This window comes from Stenotrophomonas sp. TWI700 (genome assembly GCF_039673645.1).
GTDB classification, from domain to species: Bacteria; Pseudomonadota; Gammaproteobacteria; order Xanthomonadales; family Xanthomonadaceae; genus Stenotrophomonas; species Stenotrophomonas maltophilia_AA.
The window spans coordinates 42,695-57,157 of record NZ_JBDJMB010000015.1; the positions used below are offsets into that span (position 1 = coordinate 42,695).

General features: G+C 67.1%; 11 protein-coding genes. 5 read left to right on the forward strand and 6 right to left on the reverse strand.

Translation table 11 applies throughout. The features are described 5' to 3' along the window. Window positions 1–83 precede the first annotated feature (83 nt). The 3 genes from ABE473_RS12075 to ABE473_RS12085 are packed head-to-tail and all read right to left on the reverse strand — an operon-like array spanning window position 84 to window position 3,203. Window positions 84–1,136, reverse strand: a complete 1,053-nt coding sequence (locus ABE473_RS12075; RefSeq protein WP_346489644.1) for an ABC transporter substrate-binding protein — start codon at window positions 1,134–1,136, stop codon at window positions 84–86. Next, the gene (locus ABE473_RS12080; RefSeq protein WP_346489670.1) at window positions 1,133–2,515 is read right to left on the reverse strand and encodes a sensor histidine kinase; all 1,383 of its coding nucleotides are present in this window, start codon (window positions 2,513–2,515) and stop codon (window positions 1,133–1,135) included. The genes ABE473_RS12075 and ABE473_RS12080 overlap by 4 nt, the downstream gene beginning before the upstream one ends. Beyond that, window positions 2,505–3,203: a response regulator transcription factor gene (locus ABE473_RS12085; RefSeq protein WP_346489645.1), complete on the reverse strand. Its 699-nt coding sequence runs from the start codon at window positions 3,201–3,203 to the stop codon at window positions 2,505–2,507. Before ABE473_RS12085 ends, ABE473_RS12080 begins: the two co-directional genes overlap by 11 nt. Before the next feature lie 157 nt (window positions 3,204–3,360). On the opposite strand from ABE473_RS12085, the gene ABE473_RS12090 reads away from it, so the two are divergent. The 3 genes from ABE473_RS12090 to phbB are packed head-to-tail and all read left to right on the forward strand — an operon-like array spanning window position 3,361 to window position 6,677. Then, window positions 3,361–4,542 carry a porin gene (locus tag ABE473_RS12090; RefSeq protein ID WP_346489646.1) on the forward strand — a complete coding sequence of 394 codons (1,182 nt, stop codon included), beginning with the start codon at window positions 3,361–3,363 and terminating at the stop codon, window positions 4,540–4,542. A gap of 40 nt (window positions 4,543–4,582) precedes the next feature. Further along, window positions 4,583–5,911 (forward strand): CitMHS family transporter, encoded by a 1,329-nt coding sequence (locus ABE473_RS12095; RefSeq protein WP_070473693.1) that lies wholly within the window; start codon window positions 4,583–4,585, stop codon window positions 5,909–5,911. 25 nt (window positions 5,912–5,936) lie between these two features. Continuing rightward, the gene (gene phbB, locus ABE473_RS12100) at window positions 5,937–6,677 is read left to right on the forward strand and encodes an acetoacetyl-CoA reductase (protein ID WP_088432597.1); all 741 of its coding nucleotides are present in this window, start codon (window positions 5,937–5,939) and stop codon (window positions 6,675–6,677) included. Between the two features lie 793 nt (window positions 6,678–7,470). Here the strand turns inward: phbB and ABE473_RS12105 are convergent. The 3 genes from ABE473_RS12105 to rsgA all read right to left on the reverse strand — a co-directional run bounded on the left by ABE473_RS12105 (window position 7,471) and on the right by rsgA (window position 12,391). Then, a complete protein-coding gene (locus tag ABE473_RS12105) occupies window positions 7,471–9,762 on the reverse strand; it encodes a TonB-dependent receptor (RefSeq protein WP_346489647.1) in 2,292 nt (763 codons plus the stop codon). 177 nt (window positions 9,763–9,939) lie between these two features. After that, window positions 9,940–11,193, reverse strand: coding sequence for a flavohemoglobin expression-modulating QEGLA motif protein (locus ABE473_RS12110; RefSeq protein WP_346489648.1), 1,254 nt, complete (start codon window positions 11,191–11,193; stop codon window positions 9,940–9,942). Window positions 11,194–11,284: 91 nt separating this feature from the next. Next, window positions 11,285–12,391 (reverse strand): ribosome small subunit-dependent GTPase A, encoded by a 1,107-nt coding sequence (gene rsgA, locus ABE473_RS12115; RefSeq protein WP_176988242.1) that lies wholly within the window; start codon window positions 12,389–12,391, stop codon window positions 11,285–11,287. Between the two features lie 175 nt (window positions 12,392–12,566). Here rsgA and ABE473_RS12120 point away from each other — a divergent pair, with 175 nt between their 5' ends. Further along, window positions 12,567–13,841 (forward strand): pyridoxal phosphate-dependent aminotransferase, encoded by a 1,275-nt coding sequence (locus ABE473_RS12120; protein WP_346478876.1) that lies wholly within the window; start codon window positions 12,567–12,569, stop codon window positions 13,839–13,841. Then, window positions 13,841–14,461 (forward strand): GDSL-type esterase/lipase family protein, encoded by a 621-nt coding sequence (locus tag ABE473_RS12125; RefSeq protein WP_346489649.1) that lies wholly within the window; start codon window positions 13,841–13,843, stop codon window positions 14,459–14,461. The genes ABE473_RS12120 and ABE473_RS12125 overlap by 1 nt, the downstream gene beginning before the upstream one ends. Window positions 14,462–14,463: the final 2 nt, after the last annotated feature.

Sequence of the window (14,463 nt, forward strand, 5' to 3'; positions counted from 1 at the left end):
TCGATTGTAATGAGGTTGACGGCCAGCGGCCGTCACTGCTGCTTCCCGCGCAGATGGAATGCGCGGGCCGCCCGCTGGCGGCCTCACCGCTCCTGCTGCATGCTGCCGCGCCACGCTTCCAGGAACTGGCGGCGCTTGAGTCCGTCCAGGTACACCAGCAGGCCCGGGCCGAGCTGGATCGGACGGTAGCTCCGCTCCGGCGAAGCGCCACGGCGCTCGCCCGCCGCCGGCAGGATCGGCATCAGCCGCGCCTCGCGGGAGAGCACCTGCTGCCCGCGCGGTGACAGCAGATAGTCGAGGAAGCGGCGGGCTTCTTCCGGATGCCGGCCACCGCGCGGAATCACCGCGGTGCGCAGCACGACCAGTGTGTAGTCCTCCGGTTCCACGATGCCCAGCGGTGCGCCGGCCTCGATGCGGGCCTGCGCATAGGAGCCCAGCACGTTGTAGACCAGCGACAGCTTGCCGCTGCTCACCTGGTCCAACAGGACGCCGGTACGCTCTTCCAGGTGCACGCCGTTGTCGCCCAGCGCGCCCAGCAACGCACCGGCCATGCTGCCGCGCTGGCCGTCCTGGGTGGCCAGCAGGTAGCCGACGCTGCTGCGCTCCACATCGTAGGTGCCCACCTTGCCCTGCAGCGGCGCGTCCGGCGCACGCAGCAGTTCAAGCAGCTGGCGGCGCGTGCGCGGCACCCGCGCCGCCGGCAGTGCATTCGTGTTGTAGACCATCGCGACCGGCTCGTAGCTGATCCCGAAGGCTTCATGCCGCCACTGCGCCCACGCCGGCAACGCATCGGTCTGCGCCGAGCGGTGCGGCAGCGCGTGGCCATCGTTGACCAGCTTGGTCTGCAGGTCCATGCCGCTGCTGATCAGCATGTCCGGTGCCTGCGTGCCCTCGCGCTGACCAAGGTAGCGGGCGTAGATATCCTGGGTGATCACGTCCTCGTACAGGATCTCCGTGCCCGGATGCAGCCGCTGGTAATCGGCGATCACGGTAGCGAAGACTTCGATATCGGTCGAACCGTGGATGCGCAGCTGCGCGGTGGGCGCGCCCTGCGCCGGGAAGCGCTGCACATCGCCCGGATCAGCGAAGACCGTGGTGGTGAACAGCAACATCAACAGGCCATGCCAGCGTTTCATGCGTGCCTCCTCGGCAGCCGGATGGTGGCGACCAGCCCGCCACCCACACGGTTGGCCAGATCGATGTGGCCGCTATGACTGTCGACCACGCGCTTGACGATCGCCAGACCCAGTCCGGCACCGCCGGCCGCGGCGCCTTCGCCACGAGCGAAGCGTTCGAACACGCGTTCGGCATCGGCCGGTGCGATGCCCGGGCCGTGGTCGGCGATGGTCAGCACGCAGTGGGTGTCATCGGTGGTCAGCGCCAGCTGCAGTACGCCGTCGCCGCCATATTTCAGCGCATTGTCGATCAGGTTCTTGATCGCTTCGCGCAGCAGCAGTGCATCGCCGTTGACCCACGCCGGATCGCTGGTCACCGCCAGCTGCACGCGAGGTGCGGGCAATGCCTGCGGCAAGGCCTCGTGCAGGGCCTGGTGCACGATCTCGGCCAGGTCGACCAGGGCGAAACGCTGCAGGTTGGCGCGATGGATCACGCTGGCATCGCTGAGCAGCTGGTTGAGCAGGCGGCTCATGTGGGTGGCATTGCGCTCGATCGCCTGCAGGCTGCGCCGCATGTCCTCCGGATCTTCATCGTCCAGCGCGAGCTGTGCCTGCGCACGCAGTGCCGCCAGGGGAGTGCGCATCTGGTGCGCGGCCTCGGCCATGAAGGCACGCAGGGTTTCATTGCTGCTCGAAAGCCGGCCCATGAAGTGGTTCAGCGCGCCGACCATCTGGTCCATCTCCTGCGGCGTGGCGGCGTCCAGTGGACGCAGGTCGGACGGTTCGCGCCGGGACAGCTCGCGTTCGACCCGCACCAGCGGCCGCAGCGCGCGGTGCACGCCGAGCGCGACCAGTGCCAGCGACAACAGAGAGAGCACCACGATCGCGACCAGCGCGCGGGTCACCATATCCTGCGCCAGCGCCTCGCGTGCCCGTCGCGTCTGCCCCACCTGCACGCGTACTTCGCCCTGTGCAGACGGCGAGGAGACCCGGCGCGACACCACCACGAAGCGCACCGTCTCCCCGCTGTAGGGCGCGTCGAACAACTGCGGGCGATCGGTCGGCGCGCGCGGCGGCGCGGGCAGATCGCCGTAGCCGGTCACGGTCTGGTTGCGTGCATCGGAGACGCGATAGAACACGCGGTCCTCCGGCGCCATCGCCAGCAGGTCCAGCGAGGCGTACGGCAGATCGACCTGCCACTGCGCATCCACCAGTGCCACCGAATCGATGATCGACAGTGCCGAGGACACCAGCAGGTGATCGTAGGAACGGTTGGCGGCGCGCTGGCCGTAATCGCGCGCACCGAAGAACAACGCCACGGCGAACAGCGCCATCAGGCCGCCCAGGTACAGCCACAGCGTGCGCCGGATCGACGTCGGCGCGCGGGCCTCAGCCGCCATCGGCGCCGCCGTCGGGCGTGGCGTCATGCGCTTCGAGCAGATAGCCGCTGCCACGCACGGTGACGATCCGCAGCGGCGCCTCGGCCAGCTTGCGGCGCAGACGGCCGACATAGAGTTCGATCGCGTTGGGACCGGCCTCGTCATCGAAGCCGAACAGGCCATTGCCGATCTCGTCCTTGCCGACCACCTGCCCCAGCCGTCCCATCAGGATCTCCAGCAGGCGGTACTCACGGTTGGGCAGTTCGATCGGCTGGCCATCCAGGCTGACCCGGTGCGCGGCGTTGTCGAACTGGAAGCCACCGATCTGCACCACCTCGCTGGCCTGGCCCCGGGTACGCCGCAGCAGCACGCGGCAGCGCGCTTCGAATTCGCGGAAATCGAATGGTTTTCCCAGGTAGTCGTCGGCGCCGACGTCCAGCGCCTGCACGCGGTCCTCGATCCCGTCGCGCGCGGTCAGCATCAGTACCGGGGTGCTGTCACCGCGCTCGCGCATGCCGGCCAGCACGCGCAGCCCATCCAGTTTGGGCAGGCCGATATCGAGCACGACCAGATCGAAGCTCTGGTAACGCAGCACGCTCGCCGCGGCCAGCCCGTCGCTCTGCCAGTCCACGGCGTGGCCGCTGCGGCGCATGCGACGGACGATCGCGTCGGCCAGGTCCGGGTTGTCTTCCACCAGCAGGATGCGCATCGGTCGGGATCGGGAAAGGTGGGGGGAATGCTAGCGCGCGCAGCCGCATCCGTGCGTTTCGCTGCGGCGCAGCAATGGCTGACAGGTGGATGACAGCATCCCGGCACTAGGCTGCGCCATCGCATCACCCCCGAACATCCGGTACCTGGGAGGGTCCATGGAATTGAACGCCTTGCGCTGGTGCATGCCCGCTGCCTGCACCCTGTTGTTGGCCACGCCGGCCTGGGCCGCCGACGACCGCGATGACGACCGCCCGGTCACGGCCAGCCTCGGCGGCCGCCTGCATCTGGACTTCGCCGATTTCAACAACGACAGCCGTGGCACCCCGAACAAGGACGACACCGAGATCCGCCGCGCGTGGCTTGACGTGTCCGGCAAGTTCTTTGCGGTCGACTACAAGCTGGAAGCGGATTTTTCCGGTGACCGCGTCGAAGCCAAGGATGTCTTCGTCAGCCGCAGCTTCGGCGAGGCCGGCAAGCTGACCGTGGGCCAGTTCAAGCAGTTCTTCTCGCTGGATGACCGCACCAGTTCCAACTACGGCAGCTTCCTGGAGCGCGGCAACGCCGGCACCACCCTGGCTCCGCTGTACCGCCTCGGCGCCTCCTGGCAGGCTGCACGCGGTGACATGACCTGGGCGGCCAGCGCCTACAGCCTGGAAAGCATCGACGCGTGGCAGGTCAAGGGCCGCGCCGCCGGTGGCCGCGCGACCTGGGCCCCGGGCGCCACCGCCGGCGACGTATTGCACCTGGGCCTGTCGCTGGCGCATGAGCGCTACGACAACCCGGGCGCCGATGGCGTGCCTGCCCTGCGCATCCGCCCGCGCCCGGCCGGTCACCTCTCCGACAACAGCCGCCTGACCCTGGTCGATTTCTCGGCCGGCCGCGATACCGACGTCAACAAGTGGTCGCTGGAGTACGCGCAGGTGCGCGGCCCGCTGTCCTGGCAGGGTGAATTCAGTGGCGCCACGTTCGACGACGGCAGCCAGCGCGGCAAGGTGCTGGCCGGCTACGGCCTGGTCAGCTGGTTCGTCACCGGCGAATCGCGCGTGTACGACCGCAAGACCGGACGCTTCGGCCGGGTCAAGGATGTCCAGCACAGGGCCGGCGCGTTCGAACTGGCGCTGCGCTATGACCAGATGCGCGGCGACCAGCACCTGATCGGCCAGCCCGATCTGCGCGATGGCCAGACCGAGGCGTGGACGCTCGGCGGCAACTGGTACATGCGCCCGAACCTGCGCTTCATGCTCAACCTGATCGAAAGCCGCAACCGCGACCGTCTGGCCGACGCCACCGTGGATCGCACGCGCGCGGTCACCGGCCGCCTGCAGTACGACTTCTGATGCCTACTTTCCGCACCGTTTCTTCTGGAGAATGCAGATGATGCTGAGCATCCTCGGCTTTGGCATGGTCATTACATTCATGTATTTGATCATGAGCAAGCGGCTCTCGCCGCTGGTCGCCCTCATCACCATTCCGATCCTGTTCGCGCTGATCGGCGGCTTCGCGGCCGGCATCGACGACATGATGCTGGAAGGCATCAAGAAGATCGCGCCGACCGGCGTGATGCTGATGTTCGCCATCCTGTACTTCGGGGTGATGATCGATGCGGGCCTGTTCGATCCGCTGGTGCGGATCATCCTGCGCTTCGTCAAGGGCGACCCGATGAAGATCGTGCTCGGCACCGCCATCCTGGCGATGCTGATCTCGCTCGACGGCGATGGCTCGACCACCTACATGATCACCGTGTCGGCGATGCTGCCGTTGTATCAGCGCCTGGGCATGAACGCGTTGAACATGACCTGCGTGACCATCCTCGCCGGTGGCGTGATGAACCTGACCCCGTGGGGCGGGCCGACCGCCCGTGCCGCCACCGCGCTGCACGTGGACCCGGCCGACGTCTTTGTGCCGCTGATTCCCTCGATGGTGATCGCCTGCGCCGGCGTGCTGGTGCTGGCCTGGTACCTGGGCATGAAGGAACGCCGTCGCCTGGGCGTGGTGACCCTGCCGCAGGGCGGGAGCTGGATGGACAACAGCGTCTCCGATGATGGCAACACGCTGCCGACGGTGGAAGACGCCGAGGACACCAAGCGCCCGAAGCTGCTGTGGGTCAATCTGGGCCTGACCATCGCGCTGATGACCGCGCTGATCCTGGGCGTGCTGCCGATGCCGGTCCTGTTCATGGTCGGCTTCGCGATCGCCCTGGTGATCAACTACCCGAACCTGGCCGAGCAGCGCCGCCGCGTGGTCAACCATGCCGGCAACGTGCTGTCGGTGGTCTCGCTGATCTTCGCGGCGGGCATCTTCACCGGCATCCTCAACAACACCGGCATGGTCGAGGCGATGTCGCACAGTTTCCTGGCGATCATTCCCGACAGCTGGGGCCCCTACCTGGCGGTGATCACCGCGCTGGCCTCGATGCCGTTCACCTTCTTCATGTCCAACGACGCCTTCTACTTCGGCGTGCTGCCGATCCTGTCCGAAGCGGCCGGCAACTACGGCATCACGCCGGTGGAGATGGCGCGTGCCTCGCTGGCCGGCCAGCCGGTGCATCTGCTCAGCCCGCTGGTGCCCTCGACCTACCTGCTGGTCGGCCTGGCCAAGGTGGAGTTCGCCGATCACCAGAAGTTCACCCTGAAGTGGGCCATCGCCATTTCGATGCTGCTGATGTTCGGTGGGCTGCTGTTCGGCCTGTATCCGCTTGCGTCCTGATCCGCCTACCAAGGAGCCTTCCGCCATGACTCTTCGCATCGCTTACGTCACCAGCGCCATGGGCAGTGTCGGCACTGCCATCTGCCAGAAGCTGGCCCGCAACGGCCATACCGTGGTCGCCGGCTGCGCCCCGAATTCGCCGCGCAAGGCCGCCTGGCTGCGCGAGCAGCGCGAGCTCGGCTTTGATTTCATCGCATCGGAAGGCAATGCCGCGGACTGGTCCTCGACGGTGGCCGCCTTCGCCAAAGTGAAGGCCGAGGTCGGCGAGATCGATGTGCTGGTGAACAATGCCGGCGGCAGCCGCGATGTATTGTTCCGGCAGATGAGTCCGGACGACTGGAACGCGGTGATGGGCTCGAATCTGCATGCGCTGTTCAACATCACCAAGCAGGTGATCGATGGGATGAGCACGCGCGGCTGGGGCCGGATCGTGAACATCGGTTCGGTCAGTGCGCACAAGGGCCAGATCGGCCAGGTGAACTTCGCGACGGCGAAGGCGGCGATGCATGGCTTCAGCCGGGCGTTGGCCAATGAGGTGGCGACGCGGGGCGTGACGGTGAATACGATTTCGCCGGGGTATATCGCGAGTCAGTCGATCAGCAGTTTTCCGCCGGATGTGCTGGATCGTCTGGCGGGGTCGGTGCCGATCCGTCGTCTGGGCAAGCCGGAGGAGGTGGCGAGTCTGTGTGCGTGGTTGGCGTCGGACGATGCGGCGTATGTGACGGGTGCGGATTATGCGGTGAATGGGGGTCTGCACATGTTCTGATGTTTTTGCGCATCCCGTTTGATGCGTGACCTCCCCCACGGGGTGAGCCGCGATGCTGGTTGGCGTCGCGGCTTTTTTTTGGCTTTTTTAGCGCAACAGCAACGGCGACAGCAGGTCAAAAGCTGGTGGGCAGGTTCGTGTCGCGCTGGGCAGGCACGGGTGGGTTGGCGGGACCCGCTGCAAGTACGTCCATGTAAGCTCATGTGTTGCCATCCATGGCAACACATGGTCCCGCCAACCCCCCCCTGCCCCCCCTTTTTAAGGGGGGGGGTGCGCAACGAAAGATCAGGCTCATGGTGAAGCCGGTGGTTTGGCGTGCTCTGGCGTGCTTTAGCGTGCTTGTTTGCCGGTTTGCTTCGCTTGCTTTGACTTGCCTGCTTGCCTCGCCTGCTCTGGCGTGCCTTGCCTGCTTCGCCAGGCTCGCTTGGCGTGCGTGGCTTGCTCGGCTTAGAGCGTTCAGCCCAGCAGGGATCCGCTCCGCTCGGCACCGGCTCTTCATTTCCATGGCCACCAGCCAACTGTCAGAGGCGTGGGGTGTGTGGGTTGGCGGGACCGTTGTGCCGCATGGATGCGGCTCACGAGCCCCCATGGATGGGTTTACGGCGCGTCCCGCGAACCCACACACCCCGCGCCTGGCCAAGCCATCTGGGAGGCGTTGCGCTTCAGGCCTTGCGCTCTTGGCAGTGCGCTCTTGGCAGTGCGCTCTTGGCAGTGCGCTCTTGGCAGTGCGCTAGTGCACACGGCAAAGCCACCGACCAACGGTCGGTGGCTACCCTGCCCTAGTAGGCGGAAATCAGAACTCCGCAGCGACCGTCATGAACAGCTGGCGCGGCGCGCTGGCGTGGATCGCGTAGCGGGTGCCGGTCGGATCGGTCGGGGCGAACGAACTGAGCTGGCCGGCGTAGCGCTTGTTGGTCAGGTTGGTCGCGTTGAGCGACACCTTGATGTCGCGCAGGCCCATGCCCGGCCCGAACGAATACGCCATGCCCGCATCGAACGTCGTCACGCCCGGCACCGACTGGTCGTTGGTGTAGGTGTAGTAACGCTTGCCCGTGTACTTCGCGCGCAGGCTGGCGAAGAAGCCATCGCGGTTCCAGCTGATCTCACTGGAGGCCATGCGCTCGGGCGTGTCCACCGTGATCTTGCCGGCCACCGGCACGATCGCACCGCCCGAGGTGTAGTTGTCCTCGTAGGTGGTCTTGTTCCAGGAGAGCGCGTTGTACCACTGCAGGCCATCGATCGGCTTGAGGATGAAGGTCAGCTCTGCACCACGGCTCTTCACCGAACCCACGTTGATGAAGCGCGTGATGCACTCCGGGCGCGTGCCCACTTCAATGCTGGTGCAGGGATTGAGCGAGAGCAGGCGGTTGTCGAACGTCACATGGTAGGCCGCGATGGACGCCTGGTATTTCTCGCCGAAGGTGCGGAAGCCGGCTTCCAGCGTCTTCGACTTCTCCGGCTCCAGCCCGGCGCTGGCCGCGAAGGATTCCGGCGAGACCTGCAGCGGGCCGCCGCTGCCGCCGCCGACGAAGGCAGCGATGTTCTCCGAGTACGAGGCGAACACTTCCTGGTTCGGGCTCAGCTTGAAGCCGATGCCTGCCTGCGGCAGCACCGATTCCTTGGCGGTCAGCGTGCCCGAGGCGTAGCTGGCTTCGGTACCCGGCTTGGCGTTGGCGGTCATGCGGGTGTTCGGGCTCTTGATGCCCACGTCCACGGTCAGGCGGTCGTCCAGGAAGCGCATGCGGTCCTGCACGTAGAACTGGCGCGTGCGGATGTCGAAGTCCTGATCGAACAGGCGACGGTCCGGATGGTTGAGGTAGCCGTCATCCAGGAACGGGCCGGTGATGTAGTAGAAGTTGCGCTCGACATTGTGGTCGTTGCGCTCGTACCACAGGCCGGCTTCCAGCGAATGGATGCCCCACTGCCAGCTCAGCGCGGCGGTGATGCCCTGGCGGTTGATGGTGTAGTTGGTGCTGCGGATCGAGATCGGCAGCATCTCCGGGGTGCCGGGGTTGGACGGCTGGCCCGGTGCCCACCAGTGGCCCTGGCCACGGTTCTCGTGATGGTAGCCGAGCAGCTTCAGGCGGGCGTTGTCGCCCAGCGCGAGGTCGGCATCCAGCGAGTAGAGGTTGTCGTCGCGCAGTGCGCGGCTCTGGTAGTACGCATCGTCGATGCTGTTGACGCCACCGGTGAACGCACACTTCTGCGCGTTGTAGGTGCCTGGTGCACAGTAGGCGGCGGCGACCGCGCGGTCCCAGTCCGGCGCGTAGATGTTCCAGTCCCAGCCCAGGCCACGTGCGAGCATGCTCTTGGAGAGATAGGCGTAGTTGGCCTGGCTCACGCGCGAGGTGGCGGCAAAGGCACCGAAACGATTGTCGCCGACGTTCCAGATCGCTTTGGCATTGAACTGGCGGGTGGTCTGGTTCTGGTTCGGCTCGGCCCACATGTCCGAATCCTGGTGCACGCCGGAGACATAGGCCGAGAAGCCGTTGAGGTCGCCGGTGTCCACCCGCAGGTAGCCGCGGCGCTGGTTGTCATCGCCGACGGTGACGCTGGCCTTGCCGCCGAACTCGGTGGACGGGTCCTGCGAAAAGTACTGGATGGTGCCGCCGAGGTTGCTGGTGGACGCCACGCCGAGCGAGCCGATGCCCTGGGACAGTTCCGCACCGGCCAGGTTCTCGGCGATCAGCGCGCGGGCGATGCTCAGGCCGTTGTAGTTGCCGTAGCTGTTGTCGCCCAGCGGGATGCCGTCCAGCGTATAGCCCAGGCGGCTCTTGTCGAAGCCGCGCAGGCTGATCGTCTGCGATTCTTCATTGGCGCCGAAGGCATCGTTGGACTGCACGGAGACGCCGGGCAGGCGATCAAGAATCTTCTGGCCGCTGGTACCCGGCGGCAGCACCTCCTTGTCCACTGCCGTGATGCGCTGCACCTGGCGGGTCTCGCCCTGGCCGATCACCGAAACGGTATCGAGTGTCTGCGCGCTGAGCGCGACATTGGCAGCGGCGGTGGCATCTACATCGGCGGCGTGGGCGTTGGCGGCGCACAGCGCGAGCGCCACCGCGATCGTCAGGGGTCGGGTAAGCATGGTCGTCCGTTACATGGGGGAAAATGACCTGCGCAATGCAGGTGCATGACCAGCATGCGAGCGGAACATGAAAGGATGTTGACGGTAAGAGTGATCGCAGATGAATTGCGATGCAGGGCTCACGAACGCGTGGGATGCGCGCGGAAGGTGCGCGAGGCAGCCGGCCAGCGGCCGGCGCTACTCGGGGGCGAGCTGATCCATGCGGATGCGGTTGGCGAACAGCGAGAACGCCAGCATGCCGGCCAACCCATTCGCGCGGCTGACCCAGTGCGGCAGCCAGCGCGGTGGCCGCAGGATGCCCTCTTCGAACAGGGGCGCGAAGGCGATCGCATCGGTCAACGACATCTTGCCGGCGAACAGCCAGCGGCAGACCTGCAGGCGGTCTTCGGCCAGCATGTGCCGGAAGAAGGTGTGCACCGAGACCAGCCCGCGCAGATACACGGTGTCCTTGGTGAAGGCGGCGCCGCCGCTCGGGGGTACGCCGCGGAACACGCGCTGGGTGGAGGCGAAGCTCTCTTCGTTGTTCTGCCCGGCTTCGCAGAAATAGCGGAACACCGCGATGAAATCGGCACCCTCGCGTGCCATCGCGATCGCTTCGGTGCGCAGGCTGATGCGCTTGAGGCGCTCGATGTCGATGCTGCCCGTGATCTGTTCGGCGAACGTGGCCAGCCCTTCCTGGGTCGCGGTGACCCGCGGCGACGACAGCGCCAGGCTGGGCAGGTGGGGCTGTTCGCGGCCGTTGAGTGCGGTCAGTGAGTGGACCAGCGCCTCGTGGTGGAACAGCTGCGCGCGATCGTAGGCGCTGAAGCGGGCGCTGGTGCGCAGGCGGATCCGGTTGGGGCCGGCAGCGGCCTTGGAGATCAGCTCCGGATCCAGCTGCACGGTGATGATGCGCGACTCGAAGAAGGCATCCAGATCGCTCTGCAGCTGCAGCTGCAGGGCCGTGGCCGAGACCGGCACCTGTTCTTCGGGCGCGAGCAGTTCGTGGTCCAGCTCCTGCGCGATCTGGATGAAGTGGCGGGCCGCATCGCGGGTGCTGGGGCCATTGCCGGGCAGCGGCTGCTCGGGCGCGCCGAACAGCTCCACCGAGTAGCGGTCCACGTCGGCCGTTCCCAGCGATTCGAGCAGACCGGCGGCCTGGTCCCAGCTGTGCGCCGAGCGCTGCACATACAGGCCGATGGGATGGTCCGGATCGCATTGGGCGCTGATCGCGGCCAGTCGATGGCGGGTATCGGCGAAATCGAGCCGGGGGTAGTCGACCTGCGGCAGGACCGGCTGGCCCCGGGCGACGCTGGCCAGGAACGGCGCCTGCAACGCGGCCGGCCAACTGGTCAGCCCCAGCAGCTTGATCCCGCCCACCGCCTCGACCAGTTGGGCATCGAGCGCGGTGTGGTGGGCAACGTCACGATCCACGGTCATCGGCGTGTCCATGGACGGACAGTAGCAAAAGTTAACAGGGACGGAGGTGGTTAATCGCCCCGATTAACTACCTCCGTCCCCATTAACGGTCCCCATTAACGGACTAGCGCCGGCCGCCCTTGCCGCCCGGGCGCCACTGGGCGCCCTTGCCGACGTGCTTGCGCTCGATCGCCTGCTGCGCCTGGCGCACGGCCAGCTTGGCGGCGGCGGCGGCGACTTCTTCCTTCAGCTTGAAGTAGTTGAGCAGGCGCTCTTCATCCAGCGTGCCGTCGTCGATGGCTGCGCGGATCGCACAGCCCGGCTCACGCTGGTGGGCGCAGTCGCGGAAACGGCATTGCGCCGACAGCGCCTCCACGTCGGAGAAGCCGCCTTCGCTCAGGGCCTCTTCACCGGTCGGCTTCAGCTCGCGCATGCCGGGGGTGTCGATCAGGCAGGCGCCGGCCGGCAGCGGAATCAAGGCACGATGGGTGGTGGTGTGGCGGCCGCGCGAGTCGTTGACGCGCACATCGGCGGTCTTCATGCGCTCGTGGCCGAGCAGCGTATTGGTCAGGGTCGACTTGCCGGCACCGGACGAGCCGACCAGCACCACGGTCTGGCCGGCGGCGAGCCACGGCAGCAGGGCCGAGGCGCTGGCCGGGTCCTTGCCGTTGATGGCCAGCAGCGGGATGTTCTGCGCGGCCAGCTCTTCCAGCACATCCAGGGCATCCTGGCTGTACTCGGTCTGGTCGGCCTTGGTCAGCACCACCACCGGCTGTGCACCGCCCCCGCCGACCAGCAGCAGGTAGCGCTCGATCCGGCGCGGATTGAAGTCGGCGTCCAGGCCACACACGATGAACACCGTATCGATGTTGGCCGCGATCACCTGCTGGTGGTAATGCTCGCCGGCGGCGCCGCGTTTGATCGCGGTGCGCCGCGGCAGCAGGGCGACGATCTTGATGCCGTCCAGCAGCACCCAGTCGCCGACCGCCGCGCGCTCGTGGCTGGGGAAGCGCGGGCGCTGCCACTCCGGCGGGGATTCGGTCTTGATCGCCGCTTCCGGCGCATCGGAGACGATGTACCCGGTGCGATGCTGCTCGATCACCCGGCCGGGGCGCGCCTGCGGGAACTGTTCGAACAGGGCCTGCCACGCCGGCAGCTCCGGGCCGCCCGGCCAGGGCCAGCCAATGGTCTGCAGGGCAAGGTAATCAGTGGGTTCGCTCATCGTGCCCATTCTAAAGGGTGTGGCGACCGGCCGTCGCCGCAAGGGCGCGGCACGGGCCGGGACCCGCGGAAATCCTTTCATCTGCAACTGCCTTGCAGGGCCGGGCATGGGGCCGGAAACGCTTGCCCTGCAACGCAACAATTCCGCTACCATGCGGTTTCCATGCCTGAATGACGGCCCGTTCATGTCCACGCCCCCGCTGAAGCCGCTCGCCACCCGTGAGCGCCTGTCCGAAGTCCGCTACGAGATCCGGGGCGAACTGGCGCGACGAGCGCGGGAGCTGGAGGCCCAGGGCCGCAAGCTGATCAAGCTCAACATCGGCAACCCGGGCAACTTCGGGTTCCGTGCGCCCGAGCACCTGCAGCGCGCGATCGCCGACGACATGGGCCGCACCGATCCCTATACCCACCAGCAGGGCCTGCCGGAGGCGCGCGAAGCCATCGCCGCCGCCTACGCCCGGCGCGGCGCACCCGATGCGCACCCGGACCGGGTATTCATCGGCAATGGCGTGAGCGAGCTGATCGACCTGTCGCTGCGTGCCCTGCTCAACCCGGGCGACGAAGTGCTGGTGCCTTCGCCGGACTACCCGCTGTGGTCCGCCGCGACCATCCTCAACGACGGTCGCCCGGTGTATTACCGCTGCGCACCGGAAAACGGCTTCCAGCCCGACCCGGTCGAGATCGAGGCCCTGGTCTCCTCGCGCACCCGCGCGATCGTGCTGATCAACCCGAACAATCCCAGCGGCGCCAGCTACTCGCGCGAGCTGCTGGAGCGGATCGTCGCCATCGCGGCCAAGCACAACCTGCTGCTGATGGTCGATGAGATCTACGACCAGATCCTCTACGACGACGCGCAGTTCCATGCCGTCGCGCCGCTGGCCGGCGAGCATCCGTGCATCACCTTCAGCGGCCTGAGCAAGGTGCATCGCGCCTGCGGCTGGCGCGTGGGCTGGGCGATGCTGTCCGGCGCGGGCGAGCGGCTGGGCGAGTTCCGCGCGGCGATGGACCTGCTCAGCGCGCTGCGCCTGTGCGCCAACGTGCCGGGCCAGTACGCCATCGATGCCGCCGTGAACGGGCCGGACACCATCTCGCCGCTGTGCGCACCCGGTGGCCGCCTGTATGAAACCCGCCGCGCGGTGATCGAGGCCTGCAACGCCAGCGAGCATCTGTCGCTGGTGGCACCGGCCGGCGCGCTGTACGCGTTCCCGGCGGTGGTCGGGGCCGCTGCGCGCAGCTTCGATGACCATGATTTCGCGCTGGAGCTGATGAACGAGGAAGGCGTGCTGGTCGTGCCGGGCTCGAGCTTCAACGTGCCTTACCGCCACCACTTCCGCGTGACCCTGCTGCCCGAGCCGGAGGTCATGCGCGATGTGTTCGCGCGCATCGACCGTGCCCTGGCACGCCGCGCCGAAGCCAATACCAAGGTGGTCCCGATCAAGCCGCGCAGCGCGGTGGCCTGATGGGCCTGCCGTATCTGGCCCTGGGCGATTCCTACACGATCGGCGAAGGCGTTGACCCCGCCGGGCGCTGGCCGATGCAGCTGGCCGCGGCCCTGCGCGATATCGGCGTGGCGCTGGACGATCCAACGATCATCGCCACCACCGGCTGGACCACCGATGAGCTCGAGGCCGGCATCGATGCGGACGCACCACAGGGTCCGTTCGACCTGGTGAGCCTGCTGATCGGGGTCAACGATCAATACCGTGGGCGCAGCGTGGACGAGTACCGCCCGCGCTTCACCGCCCTGCTGCAGCGCGCGCTGGCCTTCGCCGGCGACCGTGCACCACGCGTGCTGGTGCTGTCGATCCCGGATTGGGGCGTGACCCCGTACGCCGTGGCGTCCGGCCGCGACCGCGTGCAGATCGGTCATGAGCTGGATGCCTACAATGCCGCCGCCGCGGCAATCTGCGCCGAGCATGACGTGGCCTTCGTCGACATCACCGACCTGAGCCGCCAATGGGGCGGTGAGACCGTCATGCTGGCCGAGGATGGCCTGCATCCGTCCGCGGCGATGTACACGCTGTGGCACCAGCGCGCGTTCGAAGTGACGCGCGTGCTGTGGGCGGAGCCGACCCGCTGAGC